Here is an 18198-nt window from a genome sequence, read left to right on the forward strand (position 1 = left end):
GCGACAGGACAAGATCAAACCCCACGTACGGGGTAACCGTCGCGGCTCAGCACGCGACGCAATGAGAATCCGCCAGCACGAACGAGAAGCAGTGAGAATCCGACAGGCGCAGTGCGACAGGACACCAGCGCCCGCCCCCACAGCGCCAACCGGAAAGCTCACCCGCCAACTCCAGCACTCATCCGCCAACTGAAACGCTCAGCCACATTTCGGCGACACGGGGCCGCCGGAGAGGTGGTCCTACAGCTCCAGGTCCATCCAGGCGATGTCGTTCAGCTCGACGTCCAGGCCCCGGGCGCGGCCGCCCTGTCGGAAGTAGTGCTCGCCAAGGGCCTCGGCGAGGATCTTCTCCTGCTCGGCCTGGCTGGCTCCGGCGTCACGAGCGGCGTAGAGGCACTGGGCGACCTCGCCGGGCATCTTCTGCATGATTGGGCGCCGGCGGGGGTCGTCGGTGGAGCCGGCCGCCGCGCTGTAGCCGAACGAGGCCTGCATGTGCAGGGTGAAGCCGTTCTTCTCGGCGTCGCGGCGCACCCGCGCCCGCACCCGCGGCTGCCAGGCGGCACGGACCTTGGTCTCGATGGCCTTGGCGGCGGCCGGCTTCGGGGTGCCCTGGCCCTTGAGCCAGCGTTGCACGATGCGCTGGCTGACACCGAGGTCGGCGGCGAGCTGCTTGGTAGAGCCCTTGGCGCCCTTGAGCAGGAAGCGCATCCGGGCGACGGTGGACTGCGGGATCGGGCGGGTGCGCTCAGCGCGCTCCAGGCCCTCGTCGATCTCCCCCACGGGGCATCAGGTCCTTGCTGCCGTCCCGGCCGGGACGGCGTCGCGTGGTGGGCGGCCCGCCGGCCGGATGCCGGCGGGCCGCGCGGAGAAGTCGGCTACTCGTCGGCGGACACCAGGCCGTGTAGGTTCCGACCACCACCGTCATCTCGCACTGCGCTGACCTGCTGCTCTTGCTCGTGTCTCATGCCCTGTCCCACGGGAGCCGTCTCAGGTCGATGACATTTCCTCATGCCGCTTCGCTTCGCTCGCCCTGGCCCGGGATCCAGGTCTGATCGAACCAGGTGATGAAGTCCATCACGGTGCCGACTTGGGCGATGCGCTCATGGATGGCCCGCTGGTCGTGACCAGGGAGGAAGTCCCCGCGACTGATCGGCTTGCCGCATCCGCAGTTGCACTCCCGATTGTCCAGAGGAGAGTTGAAGTAGGTGATGGGGTTCTGCTGGGGACCCTTGGGAGCGGGCTGACCAACGTAGAGGTCGTGAACCGGGTGCCCGGGACCGAGGAAGCGGCCTTCGAAGGCGCGTCGCCCGCCAGGAACATCGACGACTCGGTCGATCTCGATGGCCTGCCGGATGATCCCACCCCCGCTGACGACGGCGAAGCGTTCCTGTTCGACGCGTTCCCCAGGCATCACCCACACGCCGCGGGCAATCTCGAAGAGCTGCCAGCCAGACAGCCCGTCTGTCCAGCCGATCTGCGACCGCCCAAGGGCGTCAACGTTTGGGTCGCGAACCTGCTTCTTGCCCAGAGTGATCTGAATCATCGCGCCTCCTTGAGAGACCCACCCTTAACGGGGTCGCATGGTCTAAGGTAGCCGACCGGAGGCCATACCATCAACCTTCGTTGTAACGGGGTCTGCTGGTTTGCCTCAAACAGGTGCCGCCTCTGATTGGACGCGTCCCCGACGCGGGCTTCTCAGCTGTAGCCCATCACGGCTGCCGATGTAATGATTCGTCATATCTACGACAGGGAGGCCATGTTGGGCTCGTCGATGATGCGGCGCCGAAATCTGGTGCGCGCAGGGGGCATCGGTGCAGGCTTGGCGGTAGTCACTACAGCAGTGCTGACAACGAGCAGCGTCGCGGTGTGGGCGGGCGGCGTAGTCGTGGCCGCCGGGACCACAGTTGCGACGAATCTGCTGGTGAAGGCAGCGGATCACGTGCGGCGCTCGCCTTCGCTGTTGACCGCGTCCGTCGAGACGGTGGCGACCGACTACATCGTGATCCCCGACTCTGAGCGGGGAACAACCGATCTGGTTCCGGAGAGCGGCCACGTCGTGCGGGTCACTGTGCAGACTTCGTCGGCCGGGGCGGTGGTGCTGTCGAACGCGGTCCCGGAGATAGTGTCCCGCCAGGTGATCGATCCTGGTGCAGCGCGGATGCCGCGCCAGGGCGTGATCGACGTCCGCCCCTTCGACCTGCGGCTGGACAAGAGGCGGCCAAAACTCAAGCCGAGCGGGGCCTGGGACTTCCCGTTCAAGATCACGTCGACCGATCCCGAGGTCCTGTCGATCCGCGCCCACACCGTCGGCCATGACGTGCAATGGCGCCTCACATTGCACTGGATCGGGCCGGATGGAGGCACCGGCGAAATGATCATCGGCGCGGCCGGCGTTGACAGCGATCCCTTCCGGACCGCCGGCCTTCCCCGGGGAGCGTGACGCCGTTGCCTGCCGAGCCGGAACGGGAGGAGGGGGCTGATCTCACGGAGCTTCTCCGCACGGGGATCGAGGCCGCCGAGAGATACCGGCGGGAGGGCGCGGAGGATGACGGTGACACAGCGGATCACTGCCTACGCCAGGCGCTCGACCTCGCTGCCCGGGAAAACCCTTCGGCAGTCCCCGCGTGCCTGTCTGAGATAGCCGCGTTCGACCTCGCCATCCATGAGCGGCTCGGTGGCCGCGAGGCACTCGCCGATGCCTACCGTCTGATGATCGAAGCGTTCCTTCGATCCAGGTCCGCCGACGGAAACGAGGAGTTCCGAGAACGCACAGACCTGGTCCTCCGGACGGTGCACGGCGCCCTCGATCCCACCGTGCTCGAAGACGCAGACTGGTTCATCGCCCTGAACCGTCAGCTCCTCGCCCGCCTGGGCGAGCAAGCCATCGTCCTTCAGGAACTCTCGATCGCCTCGAGCTGGAAGGCGCAGATCACCCAGGCTGAACCGGACATCCTCGCCATGGCAGAGGCCGCCGAGCAGGCCGCGGTCTGGTACGACGAAGGCCCGGCACCGGCGTTCGTGCTGCGGGCCGCGGCGGACGGCTGGCACACACTCGGTTCGCGGCAGAGGAATCCCGACCTGATCCGAAAAGGGATCATCTACTGGCAAAGGCTCGCAGACCAGGTCGACACCGCTTCCGTCGGTGACCTGGCCGAGCTCGCCCTGGCCCTGCTCCAAGTCCACTACGAGGCCCCGGAGGACAGCCTGCGGCGCGAAGCGCTCGAACGGCTCGGCCAGCTTCGCGCCCTGGAGGAACAGGAGGGCGGTGAGGACGACCGGCTGGGTGCTGTGGCAGGCATGATCATCTGGGTCCTCCACTGGGAGTACACCCGCGACCAGGACATGGGCCACTTCGACGAGGCCATCGACTTCGGCGAATGGTGCCTGGAGCGGATTCCCGCCTCGCATCCGTCCCGGCCAGGGCTGATGAACGACCTGGCGGACTGCTACTGGGCCCGGTACGGAGACTCGCGTCGGTCGGCCGAGTACGACCGGGCCCATGAGTTGAGCTGTCTGGTCCTGGAACTGGTTTCCCCGGGATCGCCGGAGTACCAGAAGGCCGATGAGCGTATGCCCCTGGTGATACAGACCCAGCGCGGGATGAAGAGTGGTGGGCTGGGTGATCTGAGCGTGATCGCTGCCATCGGAGACGTCCACACCTTCGGTGGGCCGATACGCTTGCCCGTCGCGGAGTGGACGGCGTCCGGCACATCACCAGTCGCATGCCGGATGACGTCGAGGTTCGCATCCGCGTTGACGAACGCCCCGGGCACCCAGACAGGGCCAGCGCCGCAGGTCATTCCAGCCCGCACGCACGCTGTAGAAGTGGTCATCGAGGCACCGCAGCACAGCGAGGTCGCCATCGTGGCACTGCGGACTGTGGTCGAGGCCCGGAAACCGATGACGATCGCCGACTCGATGCTCTGCCGGCCGGGCCCGCTTGATGTGCACTTCGACGTCGACCTCGATGAGGAGCCGCCGACCGTCCGGACCGCTGACGGCTCCGATCTCGACGTCCGGTCGCGCGGAACACTACCGCGCGGCGCGAAGGGGCTGTTCACGCTGGTGGCGCGGACCCGGTCGTGGGACATCACCTGGCGCCTCCAGGTGGACTGGAAGTGCGGCCAACTCTCCGGCGTGTTTACGTCGCCGCAGCTGAGGACCACAGGCGAGACGGGTTGGCGCCGATTCGACCCGGCGGGCAAGGCTGAGCCGGCCGACCCGAGTCTCCCCGGCGCGACCTACTGATTGGACGTCAGTTCGCCGAAAGGCTGCCGCCTCCACGGGGGCGTCGGCCGGGCAGATCGTGCCGCCGGGCCAGGTAGCTGATCATCCCGTCGGAGAAGCCCGTCTCCTTGGCGATGTCGCTGCAAGAGCGTCCGGCGGCCCGCTGAGCGCGGAGCCAGTCGAGGTCGATCTGACGCCAGCGGGTCGCTTTCCCGTCGCGCTTCATTCCGTAGTCGCGGACCAGAACCTTGATGGCGCCGACGGTTACGTCAGCGTGCTCCGCGATCCACTTGAGCGAGCGGTACTCATCGAGGAAGAAGCGTGCGAACTTGTCCCTGGGGAGAGCTGCGCGAGCCCGGCGAAGGGTCGCTCCTCTTTCCCACTTCGCGCCCTTCCCTTCCCCAGGAGGGGCCGGCTGCTCCTGTAGGACGAACCGGACAGCGTCATGGCTGACGCCCAGGCGGCGGGCTGCTTGGGCAGTCGTCAGGCAATCGCCCCTGATGAGCCGGTGGAGGAGGTCGAGGTCGAGGTCCCGCAGGTCGCACCCGGGCAACTCAAGATCGCGGATGATGTCCGTCGGAGGTTGCCAGGAAGGCGGTTCGCTGTGGATTCCTTGGCGGGTGAGGAACTCGACTGCTTGTCCTTCGAGTTGACTCACCAGCGCGGGGGTGAGATCCGTTTCGAAGGTCCGCAGCATGGTCCGCAGCTCCCAGGTGCTGGGCGCGTAGGTGGTCGGGGCGAGGGTTGCCGGGAGTCCGCTGAGCCGTTCGAACAGCAGCGCTCGGGCGAACTGGTGCCGCCGCACGCCGCCGGCGTCGAATCCGATGTCCCGGCAGAGCTGTGCCCAGACGTCCAAGGGCAGCAGGTCCCGGTAGTCGATCGCGCGGCGGCGCTCGTAGTCGATCGGTGATCCCTCCTGGTCGAGATAGTCCGCCAGCACGGACAGGCCAAGGCTGATGGCCTTCCAGTGCCCCTGCTTCGTGAGCCGGGACGCCATGTGGGGGCCCAGCCTGACTTCCGCGGGCGCTCGAAGGAGCCGGGCCGCTGTGGTGAAGTCTCCCGCGCCGCCGATGAGCACGAGGTAACACGAGAGGGCCGGGCGGATCGTGCGCGAGAGGGTCCCGGTCAGGGGACTCAGCCGCGCGGACCAGGCCGGCCAGAGCTGCGTCGGGGTCTTGCCGGCCCGCTCGATGACCCGCTTTGCCGCTGCGGGGCCGGGCCTGCGTGGCAGCCGGTCCGCGGTGCGGTAACGCAGCTGGTCAGTGTACTTGAAGCGCGGTGCCAGCGTCGCGAGGCGGATCGCGTCGAATATCGGGCTGGTGTGGCGCCACTGGTCCGCGACCTTGAGCGGAACACTGCCGTCGGCGTCGCTGGTCAGGTGACGAAGAGCGGCTCCGGCCCGGTGGGCATCGCCTTGCTCGAGGATGTGCAAGGCCGCGCTGACGGCGAGGGCGACCGTCGCGGCCCGCTGTGGGGCGAGACGGCCCGGGCTGGTGACCTCGGCGGGGTCGAAGGACCGCCGCCTCTGCGGCAAGGGCTGCTGATGCAACGTCAGGATCTCCGGCGGGACGAATCCCGTCAGCCGTTCAGGGACACGGCGTAGGAGGATCGAGGCCAGCGCCCGAAGATCACCGAACAGCGCAAGACTGGCCTGGGGATTGTCCTGGTAGACACCGAAGTCGGCCTGCCCGGACGAGATCGCCTTCTCGATGAGCTCCTGGGCTTCAATCGTGGATCCCCGTGCGGTGAGCTCGACAGTGGGAACCTCCTCGAACGGCTGGCCGCAACGCGCGCGCTGCAAGTCACCCTCCGCCGGGCTGTGGCAGCGGCCCGGAGCGAGCGCGTGCCGGGTAGTCGCCGGGAAGTGCCGCGGCGTGCGGCGGCAGCGCGGGCATGCGTCGACCAGCAGCAGGTGGTGGTCGAGGCAGGCGAAGGACCAGCCGAGCCTCCAGCTCAGCAGCCATCTGCCGCCACTCTCGGCCAGGCAGGCCGGGCAGTAGCGGGAACCGCGGGCCCGTCCCCAGACATGCCTCGCCTCGACCCGGCGACGCTTGGGGTCGACCACGTGGACCCGCTGGTCGTAACGGGCCAAGGTCATGGCGTGCACCTGCGCCTGAGTGGCGCCGACGGACCAGGCGAGGACCGCCGCCTGGTCCGCATCAAGGAGGGTGACCAGACGGCCGAGAATGCCCGAGTCCACCGGCCCGGACGGGCCGCGGTGCAGTAACCCGACCGAGGCCAGGACATCCCCGGTGGTGGTTCCCAGCCGGTGGGCGACCGCTTCCCACCAGGAGTCGAGCGCCTCGCCCGGGTGCGGGGCGAGGCGGATCGGCAGGGTCCGCGCAAGCGTCACCCGAGAACCGCCTTGCGAACAGACCGTCGCGACCGCTGCCCCTTCAGAAGGTTGCGCACGTCGTCCTGGGCCAGGTGGGCCGCCTGGTCGATCTTGACGCGGCCCAGCAGATCTTCATCCAAACGCTCGGCACCGGTGCGGACGGCTCGCTGGCAGCCGCGATTGATGAGGGTCATCAGCGAGCCGATGTGCCCGCTGGAGCGGATGAACAGGTAGTCGAACAGGTCGTCGGCCAGCATTCCCCGGTACTTGCCGCTGAGCACCAGGCGCTTCTCCAGGGCCAGCAGCAGTTGCCGCCACTCGCTACGGCCCCGGTCGGTCTTGAGTTCGAAGGACCCCATGTCCAGACGGGTCGTGCGCCGGCCCGTCTGAGCCAGGACCGCGTTGTCGTAGGACTCGCCCTCCGCGAACAGTCCGCGCTTGGCCAGGCCGACGCCGACGAACAGCAAGGTGACCGGGAACTCGTTCGCGATGTACTTGAAGTGGTTGCTCACCTCGACACCACCGGTCGCCCGCCAGCGCAGGAAGTGCAGGTCGTCGACTACCAGCAGCTTCACATCGCAGGAGAGCACACAGTCCAGAGCTCGCTGGGCGAACTGCGCCGTGGTTCCAGTAGTGCGGCCGGGGTGCCCGAAGAACTCCAGCATCGCCCGGTTGAAGTCCTTCATCCCGGTGTTCCCGGTCAAGCCCACCCGGCAGACGGGGAGCCGCTCGTGCCCGCCGGCGGTGAACGCGCCGCCCTCGTCGATCTCCCGACGGTGGAAGTCCCGGGCGAAGGCCAGCACTGCGGTCGTCTTGCCCAGCCCCGGGAAGGCGTCCACCGCAACGGCGCCCTTCGCCTTGTCACCGTCCTGCTGGTTACTGTCGACGATGTCCCACAAGTCCTCGTGCAACTCGGCCAACTGCGGTGTCCGCAAAGGCCCGAGGTTCGCGTGCCAGATCCGCCGGGCCCGGTCGTACTCGGCCCGCGCCCGCTCGCCCAGCGCCAAGTACTCGCTGCGCGGCAGCGGTTCGGGCTGCAAGCGCGCTTCGGCTTCCGCGAACGCAGCCCAGCCCTCCTTGCGTGAAAGCGTCAGCGCGTCCAGACGGTGGGAGTCTCCCGGCGTCCAGGCGTTTTCGCTGTTCACACGTCCTCCAAGGCATCGACGTAGAAGTCGCTGTCGTCTTCCAACTCGACAAGCTCGGCGTCGTCAGCCAAGTCGTCGTCGCCCGTCTCCTGGGCGGCCTCCGACGCGAGTTGCGGTTCTGCCGCGTCCGCCATCAGGCGCCTCACGCTCGGCAGCATGGCGACGCTCTCCTCGGGCTCGGGCAGGTCCAGGGCCGCCTGTTCCCGGGCGAGCCGCAGCGCCATCCGGCGCTCGCCCCGCGTGATGCCCAAGCCGAGGTTCCACCGCTCGAACAGGTCACGGACCGCGGCCTTGTCGTCCGGAAACCGGTCACGGGCCGCGGCCAAGCGGCGAGCGAATTCAAGCGCCTCCTCGCTCACCGGCATCTCCCGCCCCGGCGCGTGCTCCCAGGCCAGCGCATGCCACCTGCGGTCGGCGGGATCGCGGAAGTAGACCGAGCCGATGTCGTCCGGGTTCACCGCGATCGGCCACTTGCCGTCCCGCTCGCCACTGAGCAGACCGCGGTAGGGGTCCAAGGCGGCACCGTTGTAGCGGCGCGCACCGAGGTCAATGCCGTAGTGCTGGATCTTCCGCCGTTCCACCCGCAGGAACTCAAACGCAAGGTCCGGATCGCGCGGGACCTCGATGTAGCCGGCCCTCGCCAGCCCGTGCTCGAACATCGCCGCCGGCGACATCCGCAGCCCCGGCACCCCCGGATCGACCAGACTGGTGTGCGGTCGGTGGTGATACACGCAGGCCACCCACTCACGGATGATCGCCTCAAGTTCGTGGAGGAAGAAGAACGCCTCCCCCTCGGGACTCTCCCCGCGAGAATGCAGATCGGGCCCCTTGTAGCCGGGCAGGGCCTGCAGCAGGTCCTCGCGCAGGGTCCGGAAGAACCTCTCGATCGGTCCCTTGTCCCGGCCCGTCCGCAGCCGAGCGGGCTGCACCGAGATCCCCAGTCGGCGGCAGACGCTGGTCAGATGCTCCGAGACGAACACCTTGCCGTGGTCGACCAGCACTGTCTCCGGCACCAGCGCGGGCGACGCCGCCCCTCGCATCGGCCCTTCAAGCGCCGTGGCCTCCACCAGGACCGACCGCGGGATGCCGTGTTCGGGCCAGACGGCATGCGCCGGCCAGTCCGGCCCCGCCGGCCGGGGCCGGAACGCCTGGTAGAGGGCGACGCTGGCGTCGACGGCCTTCGTCGACACCGGCGTGATCCTGATCCCGCAGATGCAGCGGGTGTACCAGTCCATCGCGACCGTGAGCTCCGCCTGCAGCCACTGCAGCGTGACCGGATCCAGGGCGAACACATCCAGACGGGTGGTGTCCATCAGCAGGTACTCCCCCGGCCTGGTCGGCCGCAGTTTCCCGTAGACCCCGCCGGGCCGGGAGGCGATGTCCCGGTTCCGCTTCGTGCTCAGCCGGAAGGTCGGATGACGCCGCTCCAGGTCTTCCAGGAGCCGGTAGGCCGTCGCCCGGCTGGGCAGGTCCTCCTCCGCGAATCCCCTGGCCAGCAACCGGGCCCGGGCCCGCTCGATGACCATCTTGCGTGACGGCTTGGACTGGCCCGTGTGCTCGACCATCACCTCCAGCGCCGCCTCCGCCCACGGCTCCGCATCCCGGTGCCCGGAACGCGGCCCGCTGCGGGCAGGCACCAGTCCCGCCTCGCCGTCCCGGCGGAAGGCCGCGACCCACCGCTTGACCGTGCGCGCGGCCACTCCGAGCTCGGCCGCCTTCGCCGCGTACCGGCTCTCCAACGGCTCACCCGTCGTGTAGGCGGCGCGGGGCTCCCCCACCGCCGCCAGCTCCTCGCTGCCACTGCGGAACCCGGTGAGCACCTCCCTCACATGCGCGGCCCGCTCCAGCACCCGCTCGCGCTCAGCGTCGTCCAGCTGGTCCAGCACCACCGCAGCCACATCCTGCGGGTCGTCGGAGGCAGGACCTGGACCGTCCGGGATGATGCGGGCGCGGTCGGACAGCAGCAGTTCCTTGACGGCCAGCCGCAGCAGCCGTCCCCTGCCGTCCTTGAGGACCACCTCACCGCCGGCCTGCGTGCTGGCGAACTCCACCACCTCGACGACCTCGCCGTCGTAGGAGAAGCGGGTCCCCACTCCCACGCGCACCCCGGCCCGGCTCATGACGTGCCCCTCAGCACGCTGCGGGCACTGAGCGGAACGCCCAGGTCGGTCAGCCACTTCTGTTTCCAGAGCAGGTGCAACACCGCGGCCCGCACCAGCGGAACCGGATGGCCGGGCAGACAGGCGAACGCCTCCCCCAACGTCTCCCCGTCCACGACCCGGTCGCGTACTTCGTCGAGGATGGCCGGATCGAACAGCCGATCCCGCGGTGGCTCCTCGCCCACCGCCCGGTCGCATCCCTCCACAATCAGGCGGTGGACGAACAACCAGTCGCGGCGGTAGCCCGCGAGGAACCGGATATTGGCCAGCTCGATGTCCGACGGTTCGCTCCACACCTCATAACGCCAGCCCTTCGACTCCACCGCCTCCCGGGTCCAGGCGAAGGTGAACGCGTGCTCCGGCTTGGCCGCCCGATGCCTCGGCTTGACGTCCACCACCAGCGGGCCCTTGCCGGTGGCCAGCAGGTAGTCCGGGATGTGCCGACGCAGCGCACCGTCCACATCGGCTCTCAGCAAGAAGGGCTGGGCCACAATCGCGGTCACATCGGGCTCGAAGTCGGCGTAGAGCAGCCGCGCGAGCTCCAGCCGCGACTCGTAGATCACGTGATCCGACTGCGTACTCGACCAGTACGTACCCGAGTAATGCTTCTGCCCCAGGTACCAGCGGAACGTCCGCCACGGCTCAGCCGCATACAGCATCTCCAACGGCACCGACTCCCAGGCGAGGCCCTCAGACACCTCATCCTCAGCAAGCCGAACACACACCTCTACATCCACCGTCCACCCCCAGCTCCTGCGCAACTGACCTTGACCGCAGGACAGTTACACGGGCACTGGGGTACGAACGACAACACGCATTCTCGATCACCCGAAAGGGTGATCACTCCGAGCTGGGAATCTCAGCACCGCGTCATAAGTGCTAGTACTGCAATCACAGTTACTGGTGGGGCAGTTGCGAGTTCTGCCAGTGACTGTGGTTGTGTTCTGTCGTGTCTGTGGATCTTGGGGTGGGGCAGATCGGGGCCTGGCAGGAGACGCTGTCTGGGCTGCATGAGCGGTTCGCTGGGCGTTTTTCCAGGTCGGAGCCGCGTGCGCGGGCCCTGGCGTATATGGCGGGGTTGATTGCGCCGCTGGAGCGGAAGAACGGGTGGACGCTGGCGGAGCGGGCGGGCGAGGGGCATCCGATCGGGATGCAGCGGCTGCTGGGCGAGGCGGACTGGGATGCGGACGGTGTCCGCGACGACGTGCGGGACTTCGTCGTGGAGACCATCGGTGCCAAGGACGGCATCCTGATCGGCGACGACACCGGGTTCCTGAAGAAGGGCTCGCGGTCGGCGGGTGTGCAGCGGCAGTACACCGGGACGGCGGGCGGGATAGAAAACTCTCAGATCGGCACGTTCCTGGCTTACGCCTCGGCCAAGGGCCGCGCGTTGATCGACCGGGAGCTGTACCTGCCGGCATCGTGGACGGACGACCGTGAGCGCTGCCGGGCGGCCGGCGTGCCTGATGAGGTGCCGTTCGCGACGAAGAACGAGCACTTCCGGTGGATGCTGCAGCGTGCGATCGACGCCCGGGTGCCGTTCGCGTGGGTGACGGCGGACGAGGCGTATGGCCAGGTCAAGCACCTGCGCGTGTGGCTGGAGCAACGCGGTGTCGGGTATGTGCTGGCCACCAGGGTCAACGACACGGTGATCACGACCGGGTGGCGTGAGGTCCGGGTCGACGAGCTGGTCGCCGGCCTGCCGCGGCAGGCCTGGAAGCGCCTGTCCGGCGGCAAGGGCTCCCACGGCGAGCGGATCTACGACTGGGCCCGGGTGGCGATCCGCCCTGTGTGGGAGGACGGCGTCGGGCACTGGGTGCTGGCCCGCCGTTCGGTCAGCGACCCGACCGAGATCGCCCACTACGTGTGCTACGGCCCCGTCACCACCCGCCTGAAGGATCTGGTCAAGGTCGCCGCGGCCAGGTGGGCGATCGAGGAGTCGTTCCAGGTCGCGAAGAACGAGTGCGGCCTGGACCACTACCAGGTCCGCCGCTACGACGCCTGGTACCGGCACATCACCCTGGCCATGGCCGCCCTCGCCGCGCTGACCGCGATCCGTGCCGAGGAGCTGGAAAAGGGGGCTGTCGATTAGGACAAACCACCCTGATACCCCTGTCCGTTGCGGAGATCCGCCGCCTCATAGGCCTGGTCCTTCAGCCCCGTTGCCTCACTCCCGCGCATCATCTGCGCTGGTCATGGTGGAGACGCCTCAGTCAGACCCGTGCCCGCCTCAGCCACTACAAGCGCCGAGGCCACACCCCATAACTGTGATTGCAGTACTAGGGCCTGTGTGATGTCGTGATCAATATTGCGGTTCCGTGCCCACCCGAAGGCGGAATCCGGTAGGACGCTGTGTGTGACGCGTAGGCAACTCACCGACGGCCAGTGGAAGTTCATCGAGCCGTACTTGCCGATCGGCGAGTACGGCCCGTACCCCGGGAGGCTGCGGGATCAGCTCGAGGGAGTGATCTGGCGGTTCCGCTCCGGCGCCCAGTGGCGGGAGATGCCCTCCGAGTTCGGTCCCTGGCCGACCGTCTACGGTCGCTTCCGGGTCTGGAGGGACGCCGGCGTCTTCGAAGCCCTGCTGGAGGGGCTGATCGCGGAGGCCGCGAAGCGCGGTGAGGTGGATTTGTCCCTGGTCAGCGTGGACTCCACCACTGTCCGCGCCCACCACGACGCCGCCGGGATGCGTCTGGAGCCCGACGCTCTGGCCGCCTTGGAGAAAGCCGCCGACGAGGCGCAGAAGGCCCGGCAAAAGGGGGCGGCCCGGAAGGACAAGACGGGCAAGACGTCGCAGACGACCCGGAACGGGAAGAGCGGCGACGGATCCGGCGCCGACGCAAGCTCCGGCTGAAAGCCGCCCTGCTCGGACGCTCCAGAGGCGGACAGACGAGCAAGGTCCACGTCGCCGGCGAGCGCAAGTGCCGCCCGCTGGCGTTCGTCCTGACCGAGGGGCAGGCCGCCGACAGCCCGCAGTTCATCCCCGTGCTGAAGAAGGTACGGGTCCGCGGGCCGGTCGGCCGTCCCCGCACCCGGCCCGACGCGGTCGCCGGGGACAAGGCCTACTCGTCCCGCGGCAACCGCGCCCACCTGCGCAATCGGCATATCAAGGCGGTCATCCCGGAGAAGAAGGACCAGGCCGCCAACCGGAAGAAGAAGGGCAGCAAGGGCGGCAGGCCCGTCAGCCACGACACCGAGCTCTACAAGGAGCGGAACACCGTCGAGCGCCTGATCAACAAGCTGAAGGCCTGGCGAGGCATCGCCACCCGGTTCGACAAGACCCCCGAGAGCTACCTCGCCGGCCTCCACCTTCGCGCCTCGATGATCTGGATCGGCGAGCTGCTGCCGACCACCGGTTGATCACAACATCACACAGGCCCTAGCAGACCCTGGACTGGACCGTCCCCAAGGTCCGCGACCTCGCGACTGCTCGCCGGCGGGCTGACCTCCTAATGCCGATCCCGCACCCCACAGAAACGAAAACCACAGCTCATCGAGCTATAGACCGGTTTGCCACAACGCTCCAGGTCAAGATCCACACCCAAACCTGACTCATGGACCGCTGTGGATCAGGGAGGCCCACAGGTCGGGTCGGTCGGGGTACTGGCGGCGCAGCTCGAGCGTCGTCTGGTGCAGAGCTCTGGGCGAGTCGTCGGCAGCACCGGACAGCTCGCCGTAGAACGTGCGGGACACTACCGCGCCGAAGCTGTCGTTCAACGGCCATAGGCTTGCGATGACGTGACGGAACCCGGCCAGCTGGAAGGCAGATGCAAGGTTGAGCGATTCATCGACGTGTTCCAGGTTCCGGTACCCGGTGGAGCATGCCGACAGGTAGGCGAGTTGGGTGTCGGCCAGGGTCAGGCGGCTAATCTCGGGGATCGTTAGTACGCCATCGGTCAGGCACAGCCCGCCGTTCGAGGGGGCACTGTAGTCGGCCAGCGCGTGGCAGGCGAAGTGCGCCCAGGTGGCGGTGGACAATCCGGCGGCAACCTGTCCGATGGTGGCGTCCTGGTTGAGCAGCGGCAGCTGATCGGGATGGCGGCGGTGCAGGTCGAGGGCTTCGGCAAGGGCGCCTGGCAGGCCGGGCAGGCCTGACGTGTTCGACAAGGCCACGGTCAGCTGCCGCCGCGCTGCCTCCGAGGGGCGGTCGTGGGCATGCGCGAGGATCCGCAGCGTCGGGGTGTAGGACGAGACGAACGCATCCAGTGCGCCGGGACGGCCGGGATGTCCGGCGGCATGCAGTGGGAACAGACCGAGCAGCCCGATCGGGAGCCACCAGACCCGATGCGGGGTGTTGCCTGATGGGAAGGCATCCCCTACCGGTCGTACGACCGTGTCCCACAGCCAGGCGAGCCGATCCGCCATCATGCGGTCGCCTCTCCCGGTGTGCGCAGAGTCGACCATCGACTCGGCCTGGGCCTCGACGTCGCTGGAAGACAGCCCGGGCAGCGGCACCTGCTGGAGGTCTCCTTCGGATCTGATCAGGATGGCGTCGGCCCGATCCCGGCCGCAGTTGACCAGGACGACCGTCCCGCCGGCCGCTGCCCGCCGCAGCTCCTCCACCCGAGGTGTCATCAGGAACCGGGTGAATCCGGGATGTTCCCGTATTCGCGCGACCAGGTCCCCGTAGCGGTCCCAGAAGACGGACTGGGACGCCGACGAACCGGCCAGCTCCTTGCGAACCTGCCGGAACGGACGAGCCAGCTGCGGGAGTTCACGGTCCAGGTCGGTGAGGTCGTCGTGCGCGTCGAGTACGGTCGCCAGTTGCATGCCGCGGCCCAGTTCGGCCTGCTGAACGGCTCGGAGTGGATCGAGGAGAGCGCAGTGTGCGGCGAATGCCTGGCTGACCAGACCACGGTGCTCGCCGAACCGGCGTTCCCGGTCGGTCCAGCTTGTTCCGCGCAACGGTACGGCGGGCATCAGCTTGACAGCGACGTCCAGCACCCGCGCGGCCAGGTCGTACTGCCCGCAGGCGTTGGCGAGGGTGCCCAGGTTGCGTCCGGCCAGGGCTCGTCCGCTCGGCGAGGCGCCGCGCGCCGACTCCAGCCGAGCCTCCCACGCCTCCAGCGTCTGCCGGTCTGGTGCCAAGGCCTGCGCGCCGGGGACGAGGTGCGCTCTGGCGAGCTGGGCAACTACAGGGGCTACCTGTGGGTGACCGTCGGGCGTGGCATCCAAGGCCTGCCGCAGATCCTTGATCGCGCGGTCGAGTTCGCCGCTCCCCCGATCGGTCAGGTAACGGTGTAACCGGGCGTCGCCGCGAACGGACAGCCGGATCGGCAGTGCCGGGCTGTCGCCGGGGGTCGCGGCGACAGCCCGGTCGGCCAAGTCCAGGGCCCGGTCCAGGTCGGCCCTCCGGCCGTCCTTCTCATATCGTGCCGCACAGGCAACCGCGAGATTGGCCATACGCCCGGCGTAGCGGGGATGGTCGGGAGGGGTTGCGTCGACGACAGAGATCTGCAGCTCGATCGAGCGGTCAAGGTCGACTGAATCGCTGTCGGACTGGAAACGGCGCTGGTAGAACAGCCCGGCATTCGCCATGGCGGCCAGGCGTTGATCCGGGTCCTGGGTCGGGGTATCCATCGCCTTCTCCAGGCACTCGATCGCCCGCTTCAGGTCGGTGGCGACCGCGCTGAACTCGTTTCGGGCCCCGTAAGCCAGGCCGAGATTGACGAGGATCATCACCCGCTCGGCGGCGTTGGCGTCGGCCAGGTCGAGGGCTTGCTCGTGGCAGTCAACTGCGTGATCGAGATCTGCGGACAAGCCATGGCAGGCGGAGCGCTGGCGATAGGCGCTACCAAGTTCGGTGAGCCGGAGGGGGCGTTCGACATACGGAGCGGCCGCGGCAGCAAGCTCAAGGTAGGTGATGGCGTCGTCGATGTTGTGGGGATCGCCTTGTTGGACGTAGCGGTCCAGGTGTCCTCGAGCGACGTGGGCCACTTGTTCGCATGGCAGGGAAAGTCGCGAGCGGAAGTCGTCGGCCCGCAGGTGGGTCCATGACCATGTGCGCGGGCGAGGCGGGCTGATAGGTCGGGGGATGCCGGCGCAGATGTCGCAGCGGGCAGTCTCCGAAGTGACCGGGCCGCCGCAGTCCGGGCAGTGCGCCAGGCCGAGTTGCGTCAGCGTGGCCGGGGCCTGCGGGTTTCCCAGATACGCCGCGTACGCAAGATGGACGGCCGCCTGCTCCGGCTGACCGAGGTAGCGCAGGGTCATACCGAGGGCGAACCGGCCGCTGCCGTGGCCAGGCTCGAAGTACACGCACAGCGCCAGCGGATACAGCGCACCGGTGATGTCGTTGCTGTTGAGCCTGCTGGCGCCGAGCATGAACTGGCAGCCGACCGAGGTCGGGCTCAGCTCGGCTGCGGTAGCCAGCAACTGCGCTGCGCGGGCGTACTGCCCGTGAAAGAACAGGCTCTTGCCCTGCTCGAACAGTTCTTCGGAGCGAGCCAGGTCGGAGCTCACCGACCACCCTCCGCGCGGCTCGCCCTGGCCACGACGCGGTTCATGCAGACCATGCAGGAGAGCCAGCTGCCCCGGCCCTCGCGAGGCGGGCATAGTGGCGGGCTGTCCAGGACACCGGACGCCAGGTACCGCTCGGTCATCCCCACCTCGATCTGGCCGGCAACCTCCCCCCGGTAGATCTTCTTCGCGCAGAAGTCACAGGTGTCGCCGACCGTCGGCTGCTGGACGTTGGCCGGCCAGCGCCCGAAGACGTACTCCCACGCGGCTGCAGCAAACTGTACGCACTCTTCGGGGTCGACCGCACCCGAACCCCCCGGCAAGGTGCCGCGCAGGGCATGCTCACGCGCTGCGGCACGGTCGAAGGCGAAAAGCTCGCTGCAGTCCTCACAGATGAACCAGGGGGTGGCACTGCCTGCGACCTGGCTGATCAGCGCGGAGAAAACGGCCAGAGCCCATTCGGCGCCGCCGAACTGACGCACGATGTCGGTCGCGAATCGGAACTGGTTACGCCAGTACGCCTCCGACAGCACTACTTTCGCGGTCGTCAGACAGTAGCTGTGGGCTCGTTCGGTCTCTGCGTTGCAGCTGTCGCACTTACGCATCGGGAACTCCTGTCTCCATGCCGTCCGATCAGGTGTTCGCCGGAATCCACGTCTCGGTCGCGGCGTCCCAGTGCAGTTCTGCTCCCCGTATGCCGTCCGCGCTGATATCCAGCTCGATGGCCCCCAGCCGCGCGGCGTCGTCGAAGTCCTCGGGAAGAACCAAGGTCGTCCGCTGTGAACCGGGCGTGAGCACATCCAGGTCCCTGCGGCCGTCCCTGTGGTTCCACAGCAGTCGTAGCCGTCCGGCGGCGGCCACTGCCGACTCGCCCAACCGTTCGCCCAACTTTGTGGCAAAGGCTTCCACAAACGGCCCGAGGAACTTCACAGCGACGAATCCGGAGGCGAGTACGACGACCGCGGACTCGGTGATCCGAAAGGCGTCATCGGGGTGTCGGCCCGTCCGGTAGGACTCGTCAGAACGTGCAGCCGCCAGACTCGGGAAGTACTCGGTCTCGTCGCCGCCCTCCAACAAGACGGCGCGCCACCGCTCCCCGAGCTCCTCGAGCTGGGCGAGGCTGTAGCCGAGCGTGCTCAGGGCCGCGTCCTCGACCTCCCGCTCGCCAAGCTGTTCGGCGAGACCTACGGCTCGGCGGCACAGGTACCTGCCTTCGCTCGTCCGGCCGACCTCCATCAGCGCCGTACCCAAGTCGCACAGGGCCCGTGCCTCTCCCCTGCGATCGCCGGTCGCCCAAGCGCGGGCCAGGGCGCTGGCGGCTAGGTCTGCGGGCGGGAGGTTCGCTGTCATGCTTACTCTTCTCACTGATCAGACCACGCCTGGTACGTCCCGGCGCGGACGTGGATGCTTGATGACGGAAACACCGGATCCGACGCGAAGTAGCGTCGGAAGACTTCCGACGTTGGGAGACTGTCCACTCCCAGTCGCGGGCAACGCACGCGCGGCGTTCCGGGATGTTCAGCGAGAGTGAGAAGAGCCCGAGCCCCTCGGGCGATCGGCGTTGACGGCTCGCTCATCGGCTCACACGAGCCGGATCACACGACGGAGCCATGCACACCCCCCAGAGAAGCAACTCTGTCTCCTCGTTCGGATTGAACCAGAAATCGACCCCAATCCGCCAGGAGAACCGTGGAACTTCGCACCTGCCAGATACGTCAGCACGACAGGGTCCTCGTGGCCCTTCCAAGCTGGGATTCTCAGCACCGCGTCATAAGTGCTACTCAGAGGACGTTAAGTCCCTTTACTCATGGTTGGGGATCGCTCGTTCGTGTGATCGTTCGATGAACTGACGTGCTGGCCGGGGGGTGGGTGATGT

The 18198-nt window shown here is 68.0% G+C and carries 12 protein-coding genes and 1 pseudogene; 4 read left to right on the top strand and 9 right to left on the bottom strand.

The features are described 5' to 3' along the window. Nucleotides 1-240: 240 nt before the first annotated feature. Entirely contained in the window at nucleotides 241-780 is a 540-nt protein-coding gene (locus P3T27_RS34160; RefSeq protein ID WP_280685167.1) for a helix-turn-helix transcriptional regulator, read from the bottom strand. A 226-nt stretch (nucleotides 781-1006) separates the two neighbouring features. Then, on the bottom strand, nucleotides 1007-1543 hold the full coding sequence (locus tag P3T27_RS34165) for a hypothetical protein (protein WP_280685168.1): 537 nt from the start codon (nucleotides 1541-1543) through the stop codon (nucleotides 1007-1009). A 183-nt stretch (nucleotides 1544-1726) separates the two neighbouring features. On the opposite strand from P3T27_RS34165, the gene P3T27_RS34170 reads away from it, so the two are divergent. Both P3T27_RS34170 and P3T27_RS34175 read left to right on the top strand, forming a co-directional pair. After that, the gene (locus P3T27_RS34170; RefSeq protein ID WP_280685169.1) at nucleotides 1727-2440 is read left to right on the top strand and encodes a hypothetical protein; all 714 of its coding nucleotides are present in this window, start codon (nucleotides 1727-1729) and stop codon (nucleotides 2438-2440) included. Next, a complete protein-coding gene (locus P3T27_RS34175) occupies nucleotides 2437-4248 on the top strand; it encodes a hypothetical protein (RefSeq protein WP_280685170.1) in 1812 nt (603 codons plus the stop codon). Before P3T27_RS34170 ends, P3T27_RS34175 begins: the two co-directional genes overlap by 4 nt. 7 nt (nucleotides 4249-4255) lie before the next feature. On the opposite strand, the gene P3T27_RS34180 is transcribed toward P3T27_RS34175, so the two are convergent. The 4 genes from P3T27_RS34180 to P3T27_RS34195 are packed head-to-tail and all read right to left on the bottom strand — an operon-like array spanning nucleotide 4256 to nucleotide 10564. Continuing rightward, on the bottom strand, nucleotides 4256-6580 hold the full coding sequence (locus tag P3T27_RS34180) for a TniQ family protein (RefSeq protein WP_280685171.1): 2325 nt from the start codon (nucleotides 6578-6580) through the stop codon (nucleotides 4256-4258). Further along, the gene (locus tag P3T27_RS34185; protein WP_280685172.1) at nucleotides 6577-7707 is read right to left on the bottom strand and encodes an AAA family ATPase; all 1131 of its coding nucleotides are present in this window, start codon (nucleotides 7705-7707) and stop codon (nucleotides 6577-6579) included. Before P3T27_RS34185 ends, P3T27_RS34180 begins: the two co-directional genes overlap by 4 nt. Beyond that, nucleotides 7704-9827 (bottom strand): helix-turn-helix domain-containing protein, encoded by a 2124-nt coding sequence (locus tag P3T27_RS34190; protein WP_280685173.1) that lies wholly within the window; start codon nucleotides 9825-9827, stop codon nucleotides 7704-7706. Before P3T27_RS34190 ends, P3T27_RS34185 begins: the two co-directional genes overlap by 4 nt. After that, the gene (locus tag P3T27_RS34195; protein ID WP_280685174.1) at nucleotides 9824-10564 is read right to left on the bottom strand and encodes a TnsA-like heteromeric transposase endonuclease subunit; all 741 of its coding nucleotides are present in this window, start codon (nucleotides 10562-10564) and stop codon (nucleotides 9824-9826) included. Before P3T27_RS34195 ends, P3T27_RS34190 begins: the two co-directional genes overlap by 4 nt. Before the next feature lie 278 nt (nucleotides 10565-10842). On the opposite strand from P3T27_RS34195, the gene P3T27_RS34200 reads away from it, so the two are divergent. Beyond that, nucleotides 10843-11958, top strand: a complete 1116-nt coding sequence (locus P3T27_RS34200) for an IS701 family transposase (protein WP_280685180.1) — start codon at nucleotides 10843-10845, stop codon at nucleotides 11956-11958. Between the two features lie 264 nt (nucleotides 11959-12222). Continuing rightward, nucleotides 12223-13226 (top strand): annotated as a pseudogene (locus P3T27_RS34205) (IS5 family transposase). 192 nt (nucleotides 13227-13418) lie between these two features. Here the strand turns inward: P3T27_RS34205 and P3T27_RS34210 are convergent. From P3T27_RS34210 to P3T27_RS34220, 3 genes are read right to left on the bottom strand one after another with little or no spacing between them, the layout of a single operon-like run. Next, nucleotides 13419-16325, bottom strand: a complete 2907-nt coding sequence (locus P3T27_RS34210) for a CHAT domain-containing protein (protein ID WP_280685175.1) — start codon at nucleotides 16323-16325, stop codon at nucleotides 13419-13421. After that, entirely contained in the window at nucleotides 16322-16927 is a 606-nt protein-coding gene (locus tag P3T27_RS34215) for a hypothetical protein (protein WP_280685176.1), read from the bottom strand. Before P3T27_RS34215 ends, P3T27_RS34210 begins: the two co-directional genes overlap by 4 nt. A gap of 28 nt (nucleotides 16928-16955) precedes the next feature. Beyond that, complete coding sequence (locus P3T27_RS34220) at nucleotides 16956-17672, bottom strand: hypothetical protein (RefSeq protein WP_280685177.1); 717 nt, start codon at nucleotides 17670-17672, stop codon at nucleotides 16956-16958. Between the last annotated feature and the right edge of the window lie 526 nt (nucleotides 17673-18198).

Origin of the sequence: Kitasatospora sp. MAA19 (assembly GCF_029894125.1) — a bacterium.
In the GTDB taxonomy this organism is placed as follows: domain Bacteria; phylum Actinomycetota; class Actinomycetes; order Streptomycetales; family Streptomycetaceae; genus Kitasatospora.